The 18,275-nt window shown below is 36.9% G+C and carries 20 protein-coding genes and 1 pseudogene; 9 read left to right on the top strand and 12 right to left on the bottom strand.

Annotated features, from left to right (window positions below):
- Positions 1 to 16: 16 nt before the first annotated feature.
- A complete protein-coding gene (locus tag BS34_RS0105765) occupies positions 17 to 661 on the top strand; it encodes a YqiA/YcfP family alpha/beta fold hydrolase (protein ID WP_029407582.1) in 645 nt (214 codons plus the stop codon).
- 208 nt (positions 662 to 869) lie between these two features.
- On the top strand, positions 870 to 1,340 hold the full coding sequence (gene msrA / locus BS34_RS0105760; RefSeq protein WP_029407581.1) for a peptide-methionine (S)-S-oxide reductase MsrA: 471 nt from the start codon (positions 870 to 872) through the stop codon (positions 1,338 to 1,340).
- 45 nt (positions 1,341 to 1,385) lie between these two features.
- Here the strand turns inward: msrA and BS34_RS0105755 are convergent, their stop codons facing one another.
- The 4 genes from BS34_RS0105755 to dksA all read right to left on the bottom strand — a co-directional run bounded on the left by BS34_RS0105755 (position 1,386) and on the right by dksA (position 4,660).
- A complete protein-coding gene (locus BS34_RS0105755) occupies positions 1,386 to 1,724 on the bottom strand; it encodes a hypothetical protein (protein ID WP_029407580.1) in 339 nt (112 codons plus the stop codon).
- A 79-nt stretch (positions 1,725 to 1,803) separates the two neighbouring features.
- A complete protein-coding gene (locus BS34_RS0105750; RefSeq protein WP_051640703.1) occupies positions 1,804 to 2,421 on the bottom strand; it encodes a hypothetical protein in 618 nt (205 codons plus the stop codon).
- A gap of 42 nt (positions 2,422 to 2,463) precedes the next feature.
- Positions 2,464 to 4,116: a bifunctional aminoglycoside phosphotransferase/ATP-binding protein gene (locus tag BS34_RS0105745; RefSeq protein WP_029407578.1), complete on the bottom strand. Its 1,653-nt coding sequence runs from the start codon at positions 4,114 to 4,116 to the stop codon at positions 2,464 to 2,466.
- Between the two features lie 115 nt (positions 4,117 to 4,231).
- Positions 4,232 to 4,660, bottom strand: coding sequence for an RNA polymerase-binding protein DksA (gene dksA / locus BS34_RS0105740; RefSeq protein ID WP_029407577.1), 429 nt, complete (start codon positions 4,658 to 4,660; stop codon positions 4,232 to 4,234).
- A 290-nt stretch (positions 4,661 to 4,950) separates the two neighbouring features.
- On the opposite strand from dksA, the gene BS34_RS0105735 reads away from it, so the two are divergent.
- A complete protein-coding gene (locus BS34_RS0105735; protein ID WP_029407576.1) occupies positions 4,951 to 5,712 on the top strand; it encodes an HAD family hydrolase in 762 nt (253 codons plus the stop codon).
- A 98-nt stretch (positions 5,713 to 5,810) separates the two neighbouring features.
- Here the strand turns inward: BS34_RS0105735 and BS34_RS0105730 are convergent, their stop codons facing one another.
- Together BS34_RS0105730 and BS34_RS0105725 are read right to left on the bottom strand one after the other, a co-directional pair.
- A complete protein-coding gene (locus tag BS34_RS0105730) occupies positions 5,811 to 6,152 on the bottom strand; it encodes a HopJ type III effector protein (protein WP_029407575.1) in 342 nt (113 codons plus the stop codon).
- Between the two features lie 80 nt (positions 6,153 to 6,232).
- Complete coding sequence (locus BS34_RS0105725; RefSeq protein ID WP_029407574.1) at positions 6,233 to 7,675, bottom strand: FGGY-family carbohydrate kinase; 1,443 nt, start codon at positions 7,673 to 7,675, stop codon at positions 6,233 to 6,235.
- Between the two features lie 368 nt (positions 7,676 to 8,043).
- Here BS34_RS0105725 and BS34_RS12245 point away from each other — a divergent pair, with 368 nt between their 5' ends.
- The 3 genes from BS34_RS12245 (at position 8,044) to yjgA (ending at position 11,867) form a co-directional block, all read left to right on the top strand.
- A complete protein-coding gene (locus BS34_RS12245; RefSeq protein WP_038126292.1) occupies positions 8,044 to 9,192 on the top strand; it encodes a cell division protein ZipA C-terminal FtsZ-binding domain-containing protein in 1,149 nt (382 codons plus the stop codon).
- Between the two features lie 109 nt (positions 9,193 to 9,301).
- Positions 9,302 to 11,329: an NAD-dependent DNA ligase LigA gene (gene ligA, locus BS34_RS0105715; protein WP_029407572.1), complete on the top strand. Its 2,028-nt coding sequence runs from the start codon at positions 9,302 to 9,304 to the stop codon at positions 11,327 to 11,329.
- Entirely contained in the window at positions 11,322 to 11,867 is a 546-nt protein-coding gene (gene yjgA, locus BS34_RS0105710; protein WP_029407571.1) for a ribosome biogenesis factor YjgA, read from the top strand. Before ligA ends, yjgA begins: the two co-directional genes overlap by 8 nt.
- A 569-nt stretch (positions 11,868 to 12,436) precedes the next feature.
- Here the strand turns inward: yjgA and BS34_RS12830 are convergent.
- The 6 genes and pseudogenes from BS34_RS12830 to BS34_RS0105685 form a co-directional block, all read right to left on the bottom strand.
- A pseudogene (locus tag BS34_RS12830) lies at positions 12,437 to 12,757 on the bottom strand (EamA family transporter); the annotation flags it as partial.
- Between the two features lie 62 nt (positions 12,758 to 12,819).
- Positions 12,820 to 13,245 (bottom strand): DMT family transporter, encoded by a 426-nt coding sequence (locus BS34_RS12825; RefSeq protein WP_158660981.1) that lies wholly within the window; start codon positions 13,243 to 13,245, stop codon positions 12,820 to 12,822.
- Between the two features lie 442 nt (positions 13,246 to 13,687).
- Positions 13,688 to 14,188: an asparaginase domain-containing protein gene (locus tag BS34_RS0105700; RefSeq protein WP_029407570.1), complete on the bottom strand. Its 501-nt coding sequence runs from the start codon at positions 14,186 to 14,188 to the stop codon at positions 13,688 to 13,690.
- Positions 14,189 to 14,212: 24 nt separating this feature from the next.
- Positions 14,213 to 14,674, bottom strand: coding sequence for a transcriptional repressor LexA (gene lexA / locus BS34_RS0105695; RefSeq protein ID WP_029407569.1), 462 nt, complete (start codon positions 14,672 to 14,674; stop codon positions 14,213 to 14,215).
- 173 nt (positions 14,675 to 14,847) lie between these two features.
- A complete protein-coding gene (locus BS34_RS0105690) occupies positions 14,848 to 15,171 on the bottom strand; it encodes a YciI family protein (RefSeq protein ID WP_029407568.1) in 324 nt (107 codons plus the stop codon).
- A 3-nt stretch (positions 15,172 to 15,174) separates the two neighbouring features.
- Positions 15,175 to 15,810: a septation protein A gene (locus tag BS34_RS0105685; protein ID WP_029407567.1), complete on the bottom strand. Its 636-nt coding sequence runs from the start codon at positions 15,808 to 15,810 to the stop codon at positions 15,175 to 15,177.
- A 73-nt stretch (positions 15,811 to 15,883) separates the two neighbouring features.
- Between BS34_RS0105685 and BS34_RS0105680 the strand changes: the two genes are divergently transcribed.
- From BS34_RS0105680 to BS34_RS0105670, 3 genes are all read left to right on the top strand, one after another.
- Positions 15,884 to 16,732 carry a PHP domain-containing protein gene (locus BS34_RS0105680; protein ID WP_029407566.1) on the top strand — a complete coding sequence of 283 codons (849 nt, stop codon included), beginning with the start codon at positions 15,884 to 15,886 and terminating at the stop codon, positions 16,730 to 16,732.
- 222 nt (positions 16,733 to 16,954) lie between these two features.
- Positions 16,955 to 17,578 (top strand): L-threonylcarbamoyladenylate synthase, encoded by a 624-nt coding sequence (locus BS34_RS0105675; RefSeq protein ID WP_029407565.1) that lies wholly within the window; start codon positions 16,955 to 16,957, stop codon positions 17,576 to 17,578.
- Positions 17,575 to 18,228 (top strand): site-2 protease family protein, encoded by a 654-nt coding sequence (locus tag BS34_RS0105670; RefSeq protein WP_029407564.1) that lies wholly within the window; start codon positions 17,575 to 17,577, stop codon positions 18,226 to 18,228. Before BS34_RS0105675 ends, BS34_RS0105670 begins: the two co-directional genes overlap by 4 nt.
- The last annotated feature ends 47 nt before the right edge of the window (positions 18,229 to 18,275 follow it).

Here is an 18,275-nt window from a genome sequence, read left to right as displayed (position 1 = left end):
AGAGGATTCTAACAGAATGCAAGATTGTATTGGTGTCTATCTACACGGGTTTTTAAGTAGCGGTAATAGTGAAAAGGGTCAATGGTTAAAATCTAAAGTTAAGCAGAATTCATCCTGCTTTAAAGATGTTTATACACCTACCTATCCAATTGCCTCACCGCAAGCGAGTGTGGAAGAAATTAATCGCTGTATACAACATGCCCTTAGTCTATCAAGTAAGGTGATTTTACTAGGTTCATCCATGGGCGGCTATTACGCACAATATTTTGGCCAAAAATATGCAATTCCATACATAATGATTAATCCCGCTTTAAATCCAACGCCTATCTTTACACAAAATTTAGGTAGTCATATTAATCCAGCTACAGAAGAAGCTTTTTGTATTGATGCGGCCTATATTGAAGCCATTCAGAGTTTTAATTTTTCTGATTTACAGCAGAATATTCCCGCTTTGTTATTATTAGATACAGATGATGAAGTGATTGATGTTGAGTTTGCTTTACAGAGGTATGCTCAGAGTTATGTAAAGAGTCATGAATGCAAAGCGGGTATAGATCAGAATTCAAAGTTTGAATCAATAATATTTACCGGAGGCGATCACCGTTTTATTCATATGGATACCGCCTGGTTAGATATTCAAGCTTTTGCAGAGCGACTTTAATATCTTCATAGATAATGGATGAGACCGTTGCACGAGAGTATGCACGAGTAAAAATGGTCAAAATTCACCTGATTTTTGTTGAAAAACTTGCGAATAGCTAGCTATTCCCTGCGTTTTCCGCCGCAATCAGGTAAATTTTCCCTCATTTTTCTTTCGCACCTATCTCGAGCAAAGGTCTCTAGATGAGACTATAAATAATGGAGAAAATATGAGTATTAAACATTTAATGTTGGGTGCAGGTTGTTTTTGGGGGGTGGAGCTAGATTTCTCAAAACAACCCGGCGTAATTGAAACTGCAGTAGGTTACGCAGGAGGAAATACCGAATCACCCAATTATGAGCAAGTTTGTAGAACTGAGACAATGCATGCCGAGGTGGTTTTGATTACATTTGATGATGAGTTAACGTCTCGCCAGACGTTACTAGAATACTTTTTTAGCATGCATAATCCAACCACTTTAAACCGGCAAGGCCCAGATAGTGGGACTCAATACCGTTCGGTTATTTTCTATGAAAACCAAGATGAGAAAATAGCAGCAGAGTCAATTATTGAAAAGCAGCAAGCCAATTTTAACCAGCCAATCGTCACGACTTTAGAGGAAATGGCGGTTTTTTGGAGAGCCGAGGAATATCATCAGCAGTATTTTAAGAAACGCGGTATTAATCAAGGCTGTCATTAGATTATTTTGGGTTTTGTTTTCTGGTTGTTGGTTAGGGAGTCTTGCTTAGGCCCAGCTATCAAAAATTTTGCCCATTGAATCATCAAATAGATTATTTTCAACTTCAAGTACTTTGACTAAGCTTTTAATGTGGTTTTCTGTTGTATGAATGCCAATCATGTTGGTTTCTAATGAATTTGAACTGGCTTTGTTTAAAGCTTCATAATCTACTTTGTTGCTTGCTGATAACGCTGTTTGTTTGTCATTATCAAGCTGGTAATTGGGCAAAGTTCGGTTAAGTTCTTGGCTTATTGTCCCTAGCTTATTAAAGCCTTCTTTTATGCCATTATTAGCAATGCTAGATGCCATAAATGTGTTGTTTTGAGCTGTATTAATCGTGGTCATAATGATTACCAGGCCTGGTTATTAATATTCATTTGAGCATACTTATAGGCAAAAGCCTCAACTTAAGGTTAGTCTTTAACTAACCTTTATCATCTTTTTTAATTACCGCGTAGCGATCATGGCTTTTAATAATGTATTCAACAAAAATGTTCCCTAATCGTTCACTACCTTCGCGATCTAAAATGATTTTAACGTCATCGTCCTGCCAAATATAACTTTGATATGAGAGAGTTCCACCCCAGCCTTTACGCATACTTTGCGTTGGTTGACCTAAATCGCCAATCAGTTTACGTGCAACATCTTTTGTTTCAATGGGTGTGCGTTTATTGCTATTAACGATAGAGTAGGGGCGGTAAACTCGTTTAACAGAGACAACATCACCTGCATGATTGTATTGAAAGGTAACATGGTAACTATCTCTCATTTCTGACCAGGGAAAAAATTTATCAATATTACGTTGTTTAACCGTTGTTTTGGCTTGAAGAAACCCACCGATATCCCATAGATGACTTCTTACGGTATTCAAGTTGGCATCAACTAACTTTAAGCCAAGAAATTGAACTTCTTTAAGTGGTTTTTGAGATTCAGGTTTTGTCGAAGCGGCGTCTTCAGCATATGAAGTATTGATAGATAAGCTAAAGATTAATAAAGGCGCCAGGCATCTATAAAAGATAAAATTTTGTGCAAAATGTTGCATAAATATCCTATGCTCTGCAGCGTTTAATGTAGAAGTTATACTCTATTTTATCGGCAAATTTAAAAATTCTTGAATAGATTCTTTAGGAAAACGTTGGCGTAATTCATTAATATTGATTAATAAGGCATTTTCATCGGCTCTAGGTTCTTCAACTTGTTTTAGTTGATTAAGCATGACGTTGATAGTGGCATCAGAAGGGTTGTTGTTTAACTTTTGGCGTAGATTGATAGATTGTTTAGCGGTTTCTATTGTTGATAGCAGTGAAAATACAAAATAATCTGCAGAGCAAGTTTTGGCGACTTGATGAATGGTTTCTCGATGGTGGCGCTTTAAAAAAGTGGCATCTAAGATGACGTTAAAACCTAAATCCATACAAATTTTGGCATTATCCGCTAAAGCTTTGTATGTCTTGCGGTTCATTTCGTTTGAATAAAGCTGTTGTTTTTCTTCTTCGCTGACTCTGTGATGGGCATCTATACCGAATAAGGTTTTTCGAATACGATCTGAGCTTAAGATAATCGCTTTAAAATCACCTAACTCATCTAGCAATTGATTCGCAAAATAGCTTTTACCAGAGCCTGACACGCCTTGTAATAAAATACACTTTGGTTTTTGTTTAGGAACATTATTATTGGGTTGAGTGTAGCCAATGGCTTGGTCAATATAACTTAATGCAGTTTGTTCAATACACTTTTGTTCTAAACTATTTAAAGGCAGTTGCTCAGCGCGCAAAGCGGTAATTTTTGCCCTAACCATCGTTCGATAAACTCGGTAAAAGTTTAGCAAATACAAACCCTTATAATCTAAAGTTTGTGTAAGGTATTGAGATAGAATTTTGTAGCTAGTCGCAAATTGTTTTCTAAAATCTAAATCAATGAGCAAAAAGGCTAAGTCACTCATGACATCTATCCAACGAAAATACTCATTAAATTCAATGCCATCAAATAGAACTGGTTGGTTGTCAATTAAGGTAATATTGTCTAAATGTAAATCACCATGACACGCTTTAACAAAACCATTTTGTTTACGCTCTTTGAGGTTTTGTTTATGAATCGAGAATTCTTGATTGGTCCAAGCTAAAAGAGAGGTGAGTTTTTGTTGTGTTGCAGAATCAGAAAAGTATTGGCTTAAAGAAGGAAAGTTATCCAACATAGGTTGAAGCTGAATTTTAGGCTCTCCGTATTCAGTGTTTAATTCAACAGGTTGTGCCATTTTATGAAAGTTTGCAATCTGTTCAGTTAAAGCAGAAATCATGTCTTCATTTAAACTTGATTCACCTAACATTCGTCCAAGCACATCATTAGGGTTGAATTGTTTCATCTTAACCAAGTAATCAACAGTGTCTTCGTTTACTGAATGAGAACTGTCTTGTGAACTTTTGTCATTAGAACTTTTGCCTTTAGTGAGGGGGGTTAAATGTATGTTTGAACCCTGCTTGACGATTTTATCTATACCTAGATAGAGCTGTGGAGCTGTTCGCCTGTTTAGGGTTAATTCAAGTTCACAGAATTTTTTTCTTAGTTGAATGGTAGAAAAATTTAAAAAACCAAAATCGACAGGTTTTTTTAATTTGTATGCGTAGGGACCTGTTAAAAATACAATTGAGATATGAGTTTCAATCGTAGTAATTAAGTCGACGGGATGAGGGTAGGTTTCTGGATTGAGCAGGGCGTCAATAAGATCGGCTGTATTCAATACATTAAACTCGGTTAGTTTGGATAAAAAATAATGGGCAAAATAATTTGCCCATTTAACTATCGACTAGGATGTTACAGAATAAGAAAGTTGAAATGTTTAATTTGTTTCAAAATTAAGCAACACCCTGTTTTTCACGGATTTCTTGTTTACGTTTCATTTCCACAGTCAAATCAGCGGTAGGACGTGCTTCCATCCGGCCTAAACCAATTTCATCGCCACTAAGTTTGCAATATCCATATTCACCAGAATCAATTAATCTTAGCGATTTATCAATCTTGGCAATTAGCTTACGTTCTCTGTCTCGAGTACGAAGTTCTAAAGCAAATTCTTCTTCTTGAGAAGCACGGTCATTAGGGTCAGCAGGCGTGTCTGAATTTTTTTTAAGGTGAGAAACCGTTTCGTTTGCTTCCTCAATGAGTTGTGATTTCCAGGCAAGTAATTTACCTTTAAAATGCTCAAGCATTTCTGGGCTCATGTATTCTTCACCCTTTTTTGGCTGGTAAGCAGGGTAGTTTTCTATAAAGTCGACGCTATATTCCATTTTCTCTCTCCTAAATCTACGACACAAAAATAGTTTTTGTAATGTTTTGAACTGTGTCGTTTTTCTTAACCGTGTTTTATATCAGTTTTAAACACTTTCAACAAGCTAAATTTAGTAAGTTTACCTAAGAAATATTTAATAACCATTTTTACACACGTAGACTCTCGTGCAAAGGTCTCTTATAGTTATTATAACTAATATGACTTGAAATTAAGCAGTGAATAAAGCAGAATCTGTTTTCAGTTTAATTAGCTTACTGAATATATATACATACAAAAAGAGAGTAAAAAATGGCTGCATTACAAGCATTATTATTTGACGTTGATGGTACTTTGGCTGATACCGAGCGTGATGGACATCGTCCTGCATTTAACATGGCATTTGAAGGGGCTGGTTTAGATTGGAATTGGGATGAGGCTCTATATGGTGAGTTATTAGCGGTCACTGGTGGTAAGGAACGTATTCGTTTTTACTTAGAAAAATTTAATACCGATTTTAAAAAGCCAGAAAATTTTGATGATTTTGTAAAAGGTCTACATGCTGCCAAAACCAAGTTTTATACACAGCTGATGGCGGAAGGAAAAATTCCTTTACGTCCAGGTGTTGAAAATTTAATTAATGAAGCTAAAGCAGAAGGTATGCGCATGGCAGTCGTGACTACGACGACACCAGAAAACGTAACCGCGTTACTTGAAAATACTTTAGGGCCAGATTCAGAAAGCTGGTTTGAAGTCATTGCTGCAGGTGATATTGTGCCAGCTAAAAAGCCTGCACCAGATATTTACAATTGGGCATTAGAGAAAATGAATTTGACTCCTGCGGATGCGATTGCATTTGAAGATTCTTCAAACGGCATTCAATCATCTATTGGAGCAAATTTAAAAACAATTATTACCATTAATGAATACACTAAAGACGATGATTTTAGTGCGGCAGATTTAGTGTTAGATCAAATGGGTGACTCAACCAATCCATTTTCTGTATTAGATGGAGATGCGCAAAATCATACTTATCTAGATCTAGCTCTAGTTGAAAAAGTACATGCGGCTTAAATCAGTTGTTAAGAGTTAAGAATAAAAACCCGCCTAAGAAATTAATATCTTAGGCGGGTTTTTTATTTCATTTTGTCTTTTACCAGGCCTGTTTGTTTTTATTTTGCCGTTAAAGCTTGAGCATTAAATTTAATCCCTTTCCACCCGGTCTTCATGAAGTTACGAATATTTTGATGGTCGTCATTGTTAGGGTTTTGTAAAACATCTATGGAGTAGTAATCACCAAAGGCATTTAGAGTCGCTTGCTCAGATAAGTTGTGCAGTTGAGCAAAAGAAAAGACCTTACATGAACCATTATTGGTGTTCTCTTCGTTAACTGTATTTCCATTTGTGAATGCTGTTGGGCAAAAATTATAGTGATTATCAATTACTTCCATAACTTTAGTGAATGCTACAGGCGATTCGTTTAATGCATTAATTAAATTTTCAGGGCTTGTCATAATATTGTCCTAAGTTTCAATTTATAATTCTGGTTTTAATCGTTGCAAAAGATACACTAAAATATTGTAAATATCACCTCCTATTGTTTTATAGGTTCAAGTAATTTGGTTACACCATAAGCCGCTTGCTGATGAGTTGATTTGGTAAAACTCGCATCAATTAGGAATTCTCTTAGTTTCATCCAGGCTAGGTTTTTAGTTCCACCGCCCACTGTAAAAATCCTTTTAATTTTAGGTAGGCCCATTTCTTCTAATTTTTGGTAAGCTATTTTTTCAATGTTTGTCATACCAAATAGTATCTTTAATACATAATACTGGTGTTGCTTAAGGCAAGAATCACTGTGATAAATGTCTGTTTTTTTGCAATTTGGTCGAGACGGCATTGAAGGCGAAAGTTCAGGATTGGAAATCGGAAATCGTTCACCTTTTTCATTTAGCGGATAATAATTTGCATTTTCCTCTTTCAAGTATTTGCTTATAAATGAATCCGCTGTATTCTCTATCAAGTAAATTAAATCTTTAAGGTCATATTCATTTAGTAATACTTTTCCACCCGTATTAGAGGCGCCACCCACTAACCAATGTGCTCCTAGTTTATGGCTGTAAAGTCCGTACTTGTCATCAAATATCGGTTCGTTAGAGATCGCTTTAATGACCATTGTTGAGCCTAAAGACGTTACGGCGTCTCCTGTATTAATCGCTCCAGAGGCTAAAAACCCCGCAATGCTGTCCGTTGTACCCGCCATGACCGTCAACTCTTTATTAAAGCCAAAATTTTTAGATATTGAAGGCATGATTTTTGCCAAAAAATCACCTGGCTTAACGACTAGAGGGAGAGTGACTTGAGAATTAATGCCATTAAGATAAGGCATAACCCAATTTGGCCAGGCCTGGTTGACGGAGTTATAACCCAGTTTTAAGGCATTGTTTTCATCGGTAATATTTAATACACCGCATAAATAATGATTGATAAAATCAATTTGATGGCAAATTATAGGCTGTTTTAAGTTTGGGTTTTTCATCAGCAAGGTGCTGACCTTTGCTAAGGTACTTGAGACTCCTTGAGCCCCAGAATATTCTTGTGACTGTGTGATTAATTGCGCAATATCTTGCGCAGGTTTGCTAGATTGTGAATCGTTGTACATTAATGCTCTAGTGCAAGGATTACCTTTTTGGTCAACTAAGAGAACGGTGGAAGAGGTCGCATCCACGACTAAATGGGTAATAAGTTGACTGTTAAAATTCTGTTCTAAGTTTTTTAGGAGTTTTTCAAGGTGGTTAATCCAAACGTGAGGGTCTTGAGAAATTTCTACTGTATTTGATTGTTCGTTAAATTCAGGTTTCGCTGCAGGCATCGCTATATGAGTTTCAAACAATATCTTCTCAAGCATCTCTTTTTGGTCAAAAACTCTTTCAACAACACACCCCCTTATTCCTGAAGTTCCAATATCTAAACCAAGAATAACTTGTTTTTGAAGGATTGAATTCTTAAAGGGAAGGTTGTCTTTTTGTGTGGGAATCATTTTTATTAACCTTAAATTTCACAGTTTGAATTGTAACTCAGAATATTTATTTTAAACATTATACGGTTAAAGAATTAAAGCCGATAATTTTGGTATTATGAGTTTATATTCATAGAGGATTAAATAGAACTTTAAGCGTATTTTGTGCTAATTCTTTGGCAAAAAGTCCTTTAAAAAAGGTACAATTATCGATTAGATTATTAGCGGCTTCACCTAGCATAAGTTTTTTAGGTTGTTTGCTGTCAGCTAAATTAAATGCTTAACTGATAAGCCCTTTATTTTTAACGTATTTTCAAAAAAAGAAATGTTTTAAAGTCTGTTTTCTAAGTTTATATTTAGGGGATTTTGAAATTTTGGAGTTGTCTTAAATGAATGAATTACAACAAGTACTTTTAATTTTTGCTGTTGTTGTCATTGCTGGTTTATATTTTTTAAGCCGTAGCCGCCAAAATGCGATAAAAAAGAACTCTAAATCGAACTCTGCTTCTCAATCACACGATTCAGAAACGGCTAACCCAACCACGATTGTTGAAAATAAGCCGCTTGAAAGCACTCTAAATAAAGATTCAGACAAAGCAGCTGAAGCTTTAAATAATCTTGGAAATCCTCACATTCCATTATCAGCATCTACAGAACAACGCATTACCCAAGGTAAAGGGTTCTCAAATTCAGAATTGCAACAGCCATCGCCAAATCAGGAACCCCTTTCAAACCGCTCACAAGAACAGAAGTCTAAACTAGAGAGTGTATCAACTGCAAACGATGAAAATGAATTGGACATTCACCGTAATCAAGGCGTTCTTTCTTTTGGAGAGGAGTTTGATATCCCTGAAGATTCACACACTTCAACAGACTCCGCTAGCATAGAATCTCAGCTAGCTGCACAAGTTCAAGACAATAGCTCTGAAGCGTCGATAAGTGTTGTTAATGATGAAGCTCGTAAGGATAGCCAAAATGAGGGAAAACATCACGTTTTAGTGGTAGATGATCCGGGTATGACGGGTGAAGTTGACGAAAGTTTGGCTTCTTCTGACTTTGTTAAACCTTCTTTTGGAATTCCTGAAGAAGAACTCAATGCCAAGACAAAAAAGATCTCAACCAATAAAGAGCCAGAGGTTTATGTCATTATGGTGTTAAGTACTGGCCAAGAATTTCCCATGAATGCAGTTAATCAGGCATTGTTGGGTGTTGGCTTAAGTTACTCTGAACAGGCTATATTTGTTAAAAAAGATAATATGGGTAATCCCTTTATAAAAGTCGCCAATATGCTAGAACCAGGAACCTTTCCTGTCGAGAATCTTGAAGGGTACGCAACACCAGGTATTGCCATGATTTTAGAGTTGCCGACAACTGTCAGAGCACCTGCTGCTATGCATGATTTAATTATGATGGCACGCAAAATCTCTCAACGGTTACAAGGCCGATTATATGATATGGATAAGCATTTAATTAAAGAATCTGACTTACAATCCATGCGAGATGCCGCATTAGATTACGAATCTGAACCGATTGCTTAGTTATTTTTAATTATGTTGACTAGTGTTTAGTTAAATACATTATTTTCTAAAAAGGGTTGTTATAAATTTTAATGACCTACCTCCCGTTTACATCGCCAAAAGTACCTTCATGCCTACAATAACGCATAAAAAATTAAATGAGTTAAAGCAAAAACTTGCCAAGTTAAATCATGCTTATTATGTGCTAGATAATCCCTTGATAAGTGATGCTCAGTATGATGAGCTTTATCAAGAACTAGTTGCTATAGAACGCGAAAATCCTCAATGGATTACGCTGGATTCACCCACTCAACGAGTCGGTGATAAACCTTTGTCTCATTTTGAATCGGTAACACATGCAGTCCCCATGTTTTCTTTAGATAATGCTTTTTCTCAAGAAGATTTGTTTGATTTTCAGCGCCGAATAAAAGAACGTTTAAATACAGATTCAGAAATTGAGTTTTCGGCTGAACCTAAAATGGATGGTTTGGCAATTAATATACGCTATGAAAACGGCAAACTTACCCAAGCGACTACACGTGGTGATGGATTGGTTGGCGAGGATGTTACTCATAATATTCGCACGATGCAATCGGTACCACTACATTTGTTAGGTGAAGGTTGGCCTGATATTCTTGAAGTTCGTGGCGAAGTTTTTATGTCGAAAAAAGTATTTAACCAGTTAAATGCCGAAAGTATTCAACGTGGTGATAAACCTTTTGCAAATCCAAGAAATGCTGCAGCGGGTACCTTACGTCAGCTTGATCCTAAAATAGCAGCTCAACGAAAGTTAAGTTTGTATCTCTATGGATGGGGTCAAATTAGTGACAATAGCCAACTTCCAGAAACTTATGATGCCGTTATAAATCAATTCAAGCTTTGGGGGTTGCCAACAAATCCAGATGCTCAAGTGGTTATAGGCTCTAAGGGTATGTCTGAATACTATGATATGTTGATTGAGAAAAGGCCTAATTTAACCTATGAAATTGATGGAATTGTTTATAAAGTTAATGCATTAAACACACATCAAACGCTTGGCTTTACTGCTAAAGCACCACGTTGGGCCATTGCCCGTAAATTTCCTGCAGAAGAAGTTTGGACCAAATTGCTAGAGGTTGAAATTCAGGTTGGGCGAACAGGGGCTTTAACGCCTGTTGCTCGATTAGAACCGGTTGCTGTTGGAGGCGTTATTGTTTCTAATGCAACGCTACATAACCAAGATGAAATTGATCGAAAAGATGTACGTATTGGCGATATGGTTATTGTTAGACGGGCAGGCGATGTGATTCCTGAAGTGGTTGGCCCTGTGTTAGCACAACGTCCTGACAACGCAAAAAACTTTGTTATGCCTCATTCTTGCCCAGAATGTGGTTCTGAGGTTATTAAAGAATCGGATAAGGCGGTTTATCGTTGTACTGGCGGGCTTTATTGTCCGGCACAACGCAAACGTGCTTTACAGCATTTTGTATCACGTAAAGCGATGGATATTGTTGGTTTAGGTGATAAGTTAATTGATCAATTGTGTGATTCAGGCAGAGTAAAACACCCTGATGATTTGTATAGACTTGAGGCTAAAACTCTTGAAAGTATGGAGCGCATGGCTAGTAAGTCTGCGCAAAAAGTCATTGATGCTATTGAAGAATCAAAAGAAACAACCTTAGCACGCTTTATCTTTGCTTTAGGCGTTCCTGAAGTAGGTGAAGTAACAGCAAAAAATTTAGCTAACCATTTTTTAAGTTTAGAGGCGATCAAAACCGCTGATCATGAACAGCTTTTGAACGTATCTGATGTAGGTGAAATTGTAGCTGATCATATTGTGACCTTCTTTCAACAGCCGCATAACGAAGAAGTGATTAATGGACTAATCGTTGCCGGAATTCATTGGCCAACGCCTGTTAACAATAAGGTTTCTAATAATTCTAATTTTGTAGGAAAAGTCGTTGTTTTAACAGGAACATTACAGCAAGTATCTAGAACGGATGCAAAACAAAAACTTGAAACGTTGGGGGCTAAAGTCACCGGAAGTGTTTCGTCTAAAACAGACTATGTTATTGCAGGCGAAAAAGCAGGTTCAAAATTAACCAAAGCAGAACAACTTGGCATTTCTGTTTTAACTGAGGCAGAATGGATAGAAATGATAGGAGAAACGAATGGTTAGACCACGTAATGTAGGCCGAGTTCAAGCAAAAAAAGAAGTTCCGGATTGGGAGCAAGAGGAGTTTGAAAGCCGAAGTGATATAAAAAGAGCGGCTCAAGCGGTAACGGATTTGGGTGAGCAGTTGTCAGAAATGACAGAACCTCAAATTAAAAAATTACAACTTCCTACCACACTGCAAGATGCTCTTTTGCTATTAAAACGCATGGATAAAGGGCCGGCATTAAAACGCCAAAAACTTTATATAGGTCGTTATTTAAGGCAGGATGAACCTTTAATTGCCGAAATTAAAGAAAAATTAGCTGAAATTGAAGCTAAAAAGAAACAGCAAAATGCGCACTTTCATAAATTGGAAAAATGGCGTGATCGTTTGATTGAAGAAGGCGATGACGCCTTGCATGAGTTTTTGAACGTATACACTCAAGCAGACCGTCAGCAGTTACGTCAGTGGATTCGTAATGCTAAAAAAGAACAATCGCAATCTAAACCACCCAAGTCTGCTAGAGAGCTGTTTAAATATCTTAAAGGCTTAGAGTGGTAAGCTTATGATTTATAACGGGTAGTTTATCTTAGATAAACTACCAGGCCTGGTCATTCATTTAGTAATCTGTATAAGTTAAATTTTATACATCAATTTGTATAAGTTTTTAAAAATTGAACTTAATCTGACAGGACAACAGTCAATTACGATTCTAATTTAATAACCAATTATAATGAGATAAGAGTTTTTTTCATTTTTGTGATGATTAATATTGAAGCTTGGACAAACGCCTTAAGTCCCCTTGTAATAAATGGTGCAAGGTTCTTGGTGTAGAGAACGGTAAAAAAAACGCTGCTGTTTCTCGTCTCTACAGCCGAGTTCTTCGTTTGAGCGTAGCGAGTTCAGCGTTTTCAGTTCACAAGCTTAGAACTTGCCCATTTATGGAGCGGGGTTTGTTTTTTGGTTACTTTTTGCCAAATTGCAAAAAGTAACGGGAAGCCTGCGTGACAAAATTTAAGGCGAAGGCTCAATATTTTAAAAGGCTTCTCAACCACTGTACTATCTTATTAAATCCAAGTCTTTACATATAAGTAATCTGTTTTTTCGGGTTTCTATATGAATTTTGGCAACTATTCTTTTGTTCTAAAACGCCATTCAAATAAAATTAATCCAGTGATAACTAGGCTTGTTCCTAGCCAAGTTGTTACTGTTAAGCTCTCATTATTTAATAAATAACCAAATAATAAAGCAAACACTGGGGTTATAACGGGGATTAATGCTACTTTCATTGCATCTACATTTCTTAGAACATAAAAGTAGAGTAAGAAACCAATTACTGAACCGACTGATGCGGCGTATAAAATTGCATAAACTTCTCTAGGCATAAGTGCCGGCCAGTCAAATAGAGTGCCGGGTGCAATTAAAAAATGCCCAATGACAGTAAACCATAAAGCGCCTACTACAACATTTAATGCAGGTAAATTTGTACCACACCGTTTAACTAAGACACTTCCTAATAGTGAAAGCTAACCGCTATCAAAGCGACACCAATCGCCATCAATTGCATATGCATTAAATCTAAATCAATATTTGGAATAAAAATGCTTAATAATCCGGCTAAAACTAAAAATACCGCCATTATTTTTTGTAAGGTCAGTGGTTGGTTAGGCAATAAAAAATAAGCAAATACGCCAGTCGTTACCGGGGTCATGGCAAAAATGATTGCTACCCAACCAGAAGGAAGATATTGACCCGCCCAATACATTAATGTCATACCTCCAAAGATAGGCATGGCTGCAAAAAAATAAACTTTTAATGCCGCAAAATCATACTGAAAGGGCTCTTTTCTCAACCAGTAAAAAATCGGCAAGATAAGAAGTGCGCCTAAAGCAGTACGTGAAGCAACCCCAAAAAACCAATCGGTCTCCCCGCTCCACACAATCGCTAAAGGCGTTGTGGTCCAGATTAATACAACAGTGATTTACGCCAGAACTACGGTCATTTTTAACTCGCTTAGGTGATTCGGTTATTTGATTTAAGGGGAACTTAGTCTGGGTTAGATGAAATCTAGGCTAGATTCGTTTTGTGTAAAGTCTGAAATTAATAGAGAGTGTTTATTAATTGAGACCTTTGCATGAGATAGGTGCGAAAGAAAAATAGGCGTGAGTATCCCTTGAGGGTAAAAAATTTGCCTGATTCTCGACTTACCCCTTCGGGCGTCGAGTTCTTCGTTTGCGGCGGAAAACGCAGGGAATAACTAACTATTCGCAAGTTGTCGCCCACCGGAAGTGCCCTTGGGGTACAACAAAAATCGGGTGAATTTTTACCCTCAAGGAGCACCTAGAACCATTTTTACTCGTGCATACTCTCGTGCAAAGGTCTCAAATAGTTTCAAACAAACCTAATGCACGATTTTTTTGAACTTGCTGGGCTGTAAATAATTGACCATTCATAGCAATATAAACACTGGGTTTTGCAAGTTGTACGGCCATTAAAGCACTCGCTATATTAAAGCTGGCATCGGAGTTACCTAATTTAAAAGGACGCATTGCACCGGTTAATACAATGGTTTTATTTAACAAGCCTGGTCGGTTTAATAAATACTCAGCGGTTTGGCACATAGTATCAGTTCCGTGAGTGATAACGATGTGAGAATGATGGCTGGTTAAGCAGGCCTGGTAAATTATCTCACGGTCAGTATCCGTCATTTCTAAGCTATCTTTAAGCATTAAAACCTGTGATTGGATATCAAGTGTTGTATTTGCTTCAGATAACAGTTCTGATAGGTGAGTTTCAGAAAATACCAGTTCACCACGAATAGCATGATAATCTTTATCAAGCGTTCCACCAGTAATGAGTAGCTCTATTGTTAAATCGTTCATACTTTTGTGTAAAGGACTCTTAAATTAGGGTTGACGAAGTATACCTGTAACAATTCCTAAAATTTCAATATCTTCATTTTTAAGAAAAATTGGTTCCATATCTGCATTTGCAGGTTGTAATCTAACGCCAGTTTTTTCAATGTAGAGTTTTTTCATGGTTACTTCTTCATTGTTAATGCGAACAACAACAGATTCACCATTTTCAGCAGAAGAGCGGCGTTCGATAATGACAATGTCACCATCTTCGATGTTCTCTTCTATCATTGAGTTACCTTTTACCCTTAATGCAAAAGTCTCTTTTTTAACCATACTTGCCGGAACTGAAACCGTGTCGTAGTCCATTTCCATTTGTATCGGTTCACCAGCAGAGGTCCAGCCTAAAACCGGAATAGACACAAAATCTATATCAACCATTTCTATGGGATCAGCGGCTTGCAGTTGCATTTTTTGATTACGTTTTGGAATTAAATAAGCAAGATTAGACATAGTGTTCTCTCTTTAGGTAAAACAATTAAGAGATCTTTGCACCCAAGGGCATAAACACGAGTCGTGGATGTAAGAAAAAAAGTGAAAGAATCCTTTAGGTTGAAGATAGAGGATTATGGCCTTTTTTAAACATTCATCGACTTTTGCAAAAATCTCAATAAGGTCTTGTTAAATTATTCTTCGTTTAAATCGGTTGGCTCGGGTAAAACCTGTTTAAAGGGTTTTACATGAACTTCTTTGTAAACGCCAGTTTCTAAATAAGGGTCGTTGTTAGCCCAGTCTTTTGCGGCTTCTAATGATGGAAAATCGGCCACGATTAAACTACCGGTGAAGCCGGCTTCACCGGGTTCTACACTATCGATAGCTGGATTAGGTCCCGCTATGACTAATCGATTTTGTTCATAAAGTTCTTTTAAACGGGCAATGTGCTTAGGGCGTGCTTTTTCACGCAATGGTAGGCTATTTTCATTATCGTAAGCAAAAATTGAATATAACATCCATCAGTCCTTTTTATCATTTGGTTGAGTTGAATGGTTTTTATTAAGCTGTTCAATTAATTCATCATCAGAATGACCTTCTTGCAAGGCTTGTTTTTCAGCCTCTGAATCCGACTCTTCAATATAACGGCTAATATATATGCCTTGAATAATAATGAAGACTAGTGTCATTCCCATTAAACCAAAAAGTTTAAAGTCTACCCAGGTATCTGTGTCGTAATTGAAAGCAACATAAAGGTTGGTAACTCCTGAGATGATAAAAAATACAATCCAAAGCCAACTTAATCGTATCCAAATATTGTCTGTTAAAGCAATGGCTTGGCTCATCATGCGTTCAATAATGGGTTTTTCACCAATATAGTGGCTTCCTAAAAAGACTAGTGCAAACCCCCAGTTAACAATAGTGGGTTTCCACTTAATAAAGTCTTCGTCTTGCAGGATTAAGGTTAATCCACCTAAAACTAAAATTAAGGCTAAGGTAATAAGATGCATTTTTTCTACACGTTTATGCTTAAGGTAGAAATAGGCAACTTGCGCAATAGACGCAACAATAATTACGGCGGTAGCCGTGTAGATGTCGTACATCTTGTAAGCAATAAAAAAGAGTACAACGGGAAAAAGGTCAAATAATAATTTCATGTAGCCAAACGTTTTTTTATGTTAATTTAGAGGGATTCTATATGGGTTTGCTAAGGATTAAAAGGTACAAATTATGAAAGTTGATTTTCATTGCCACACAACGGCCTCTGATGGCAGTTTATCACCTAAAGAAATCATTGACTTAGCACTAAAACATGAAGTAACCACTTTAGCTATTACTGATCATGATACTACCTCAGGTTACGAACAAGCTTTAGATTATGCGAATAAAAACAATATTCAATTAATTACCGGTGTAGAGGCTTCGTGCACTTGGAATGGCCATACCATTCATATAGTTGGTTTAGATTTTGATTTAAATAACCAAGTTTTACAAAATGGATTAACGTCCATAAGGGAGTTACGCCATGAACGCGCGAATAGCATGATTGAAAAACTCGCTAGTAAACCCCATATAAAAATTGAAAATCTTGAAGATAAGCTTTGGAATTTAGTCGGTGAGGGCGTTGTAGGGCGTGGCCATTTTTCTCAACTTCTTCAACAAGAAGGATTGGTTAAAACGGGTCAACAAGCTTTTGATCGTTATCTAAAAAAAGGTAAGCCAGGGCATGTAGGCGTTACCTGGCCTGATTTAGCTGAAGTGGTTGATTGGATAAATCAAGCAAATGGCATTGCGGTCATCGCTCATCCAGGTATTTACAAATTTACCAGTAATAAATTAAATCGTCTAATAACTGATTTTAAAGAAGCCGGTGGCCAAGCAATGGAGGTAGTTAATCAACCAAGACATTGTGCGGATATTAATGGTATGGCTGAAAGAGCCCTAAGGAATGAACTCTACGCTTCTTTAGGTTCTGATTTTCATCGCCCTGAACATAGCTGGCGCGGGTTGGGTTGGTTAGCGCCTATGCCTCAAACGGTTAAACCAGTATGGGAGTTATTTAGAAGCTCTATTATTTAAATAGAGTTTTACATCAATTAGTTGCAAGAATAAAGCTAGATAATACAAGACTGATTAAAAGTCTGATTGCCGCCGATAAATCTGACAATATCTAATCACTAGTGGAGAGTTTAGATTTAGTGAGGTAATTTTTACTCCATTTTCCTTTCAAGCCCGCTGTATGAGAAGAAATAGCGTATAATTAGCGCTTGTTTTTTTGACGTATGTTTTTTAGGGTTTGTTGTGGCTAGAAGTTGTAAATATATTAGTGTTCATCCAGATAATCCACAATCAAGATTATTGGAACAAGTTGTTGATATTCTAAATAAAGGTGGGGTAATTGCTTACCCAACTGAATCGGGTTATGCGTTAGGTTGTTTATTAGACATTAAAGATGGTGCGGATAGAATTCGTCAAATAAGACATCTTGATGAAAAGCATGAACTGACTCTAATGTGTCGCGATTTAAGCAATTTATCAGAGTATGCCAAAGTTGGAAATACACAATTCCGTTATTTAAAAAATCACTTGCCAGGGCCATACACTTTTATCCTGCCAGCAAGTAGAGAAGTTCCTAAACGTTTACAAGCACCCAAACGTAAAACTATCGGTTTGCGTGTTACGCCAAATATTGTCACTAATGCCTTATTAAAATATTTTGATAAACCATTGCTAACGGCAACCTTAATTCAACCCGAGGAGTCTTCTCCAATGACAGATGGTTGGAGTATTCAAGAAGAATATGCTCATTGTTTAGATGCGGTGCTTGATGGTGGTTTTAGTGGTTTTGAACCAACAACAATTATTGATTTTACCGAAGAAGAACCTGTTTTGGTTCGTCAAGGTCAGGGAACCTTTTTAGAATGAATGAATTAACGATTATCCAAAAAATAGCGGTTTGGGCTTTACCCGTTATTTTCGCAATTACTTTACATGAAGTGGCTCACGGTTGGGTGGCTTCTAAATTTGGTGACCAAACGGCTAAAATGTTAGGGCGTTTAACACTAAACCCAATAAAACATATTGATCCCATTGGTACGATTGTCGTCCCTTTAGCCTTGCTTTTTTTAGGAGGTTTTATTTTTGGTTGGGCTAAAGCGGTTCCCGTTGATACTCGCAATTTTAAAAATCCAAGTCGAGATATGGCTTGGGTTGCCATAGCTGGCCCAGCATCTAACTTAATTATGGCGATAATTTGGGCTGTGATTGCTAAAGTAGGTATGGTTTTACAGGCTTCATCCCCAGATATAGGGTTGTTTTTAATTTACAGTGGTTTAGCAGGGATTAGCATTAACTTAATATTATTAGTGTTAAACCTCATCCCAATACCACCGCTAGACGGTAGCCGAGTTTTATCGGCCTTTTTACCTAAGAAATTGTCTTGGCAATATAATCAATTAGCCCCATATGGCTTTTTTATTATTTTAGGTCTTATGTTTTTAGGTTTATTAACGCCTCTATTAATGGGGCCTTATAGCATGTTTAAAGATATGATTTTTACTATCGTTGGGCTATAGGTATAAAGTTATTTACTGTAATCACAAAGTCGCCAATGGCAAAACTG

The sequence above is a fragment of the Thiomicrorhabdus sp. Milos-T2 genome, assembly GCF_000702325.1.
Taxonomy (GTDB): domain Bacteria; phylum Pseudomonadota; class Gammaproteobacteria; order Thiomicrospirales; family Thiomicrospiraceae; genus Thiomicrorhabdus.
Note: the sequence above shows the minus strand (reverse complement) of the source record. Positions and strands in the feature narration are given on the sequence as shown.

What these genes read in the sequence shown, in the direction of transcription:
- BS34_RS0105670 (WP_029407564.1), top strand. Translation starts at nt 17,575, where the DNA reads ATGAATGAATTAACGATTATCCAAAAAATAGCGGTTTGGGCTTTACCC.
- msrA (WP_029407581.1), top strand. Translation starts at nt 870, where the DNA reads ATGAGTATTAAACATTTAATGTTGGGTGCAGGTTGTTTTTGGGGGGTG.
- lexA (WP_029407569.1), bottom strand. Translation starts at nt 14,674, where the DNA reads ATGTCTAATCTTGCTTATTTAATTCCAAAACGTAATCAAAAAATGCAA.
- BS34_RS0105750 (WP_051640703.1), bottom strand. Translation starts at nt 2,421, where the DNA reads ATGCAACATTTTGCACAAAATTTTATCTTTTATAGATGCCTGGCGCCT.
- ligA (WP_029407572.1), top strand. Translation starts at nt 9,302, where the DNA reads ATGCCTACAATAACGCATAAAAAATTAAATGAGTTAAAGCAAAAACTT.
- yjgA (WP_029407571.1), top strand. Translation starts at nt 11,322, where the DNA reads ATGGTTAGACCACGTAATGTAGGCCGAGTTCAAGCAAAAAAAGAAGTT.
- BS34_RS0105735 (WP_029407576.1), top strand. Translation starts at nt 4,951, where the DNA reads ATGGCTGCATTACAAGCATTATTATTTGACGTTGATGGTACTTTGGCT.
- BS34_RS0105680 (WP_029407566.1), top strand. Translation starts at nt 15,884, where the DNA reads ATGAAAGTTGATTTTCATTGCCACACAACGGCCTCTGATGGCAGTTTA.
- BS34_RS12245 (WP_038126292.1), top strand. Translation starts at nt 8,044, where the DNA reads ATGAATGAATTACAACAAGTACTTTTAATTTTTGCTGTTGTTGTCATT.
- BS34_RS0105700 (WP_029407570.1), bottom strand. Translation starts at nt 14,188, where the DNA reads ATGAACGATTTAACAATAGAGCTACTCATTACTGGTGGAACGCTTGAT.
- BS34_RS0105755 (WP_029407580.1), bottom strand. Translation starts at nt 1,724, where the DNA reads ATGACCACGATTAATACAGCTCAAAACAACACATTTATGGCATCTAGC.
- BS34_RS0105765 (WP_029407582.1), top strand. Translation starts at nt 17, where the DNA reads ATGCAAGATTGTATTGGTGTCTATCTACACGGGTTTTTAAGTAGCGGT.
- BS34_RS0105730 (WP_029407575.1), bottom strand. Translation starts at nt 6,152, where the DNA reads ATGACAAGCCCTGAAAATTTAATTAATGCATTAAACGAATCGCCTGTA.
- BS34_RS0105685 (WP_029407567.1), bottom strand. Translation starts at nt 15,810, where the DNA reads ATGAAATTATTATTTGACCTTTTTCCCGTTGTACTCTTTTTTATTGCT.
- dksA (WP_029407577.1), bottom strand. Translation starts at nt 4,660, where the DNA reads ATGGAATATAGCGTCGACTTTATAGAAAACTACCCTGCTTACCAGCCA.
- BS34_RS0105690 (WP_029407568.1), bottom strand. Translation starts at nt 15,171, where the DNA reads ATGTTATATTCAATTTTTGCTTACGATAATGAAAATAGCCTACCATTG.
- BS34_RS0105725 (WP_029407574.1), bottom strand. Translation starts at nt 7,675, where the DNA reads ATGATTCCCACACAAAAAGACAACCTTCCCTTTAAGAATTCAATCCTT.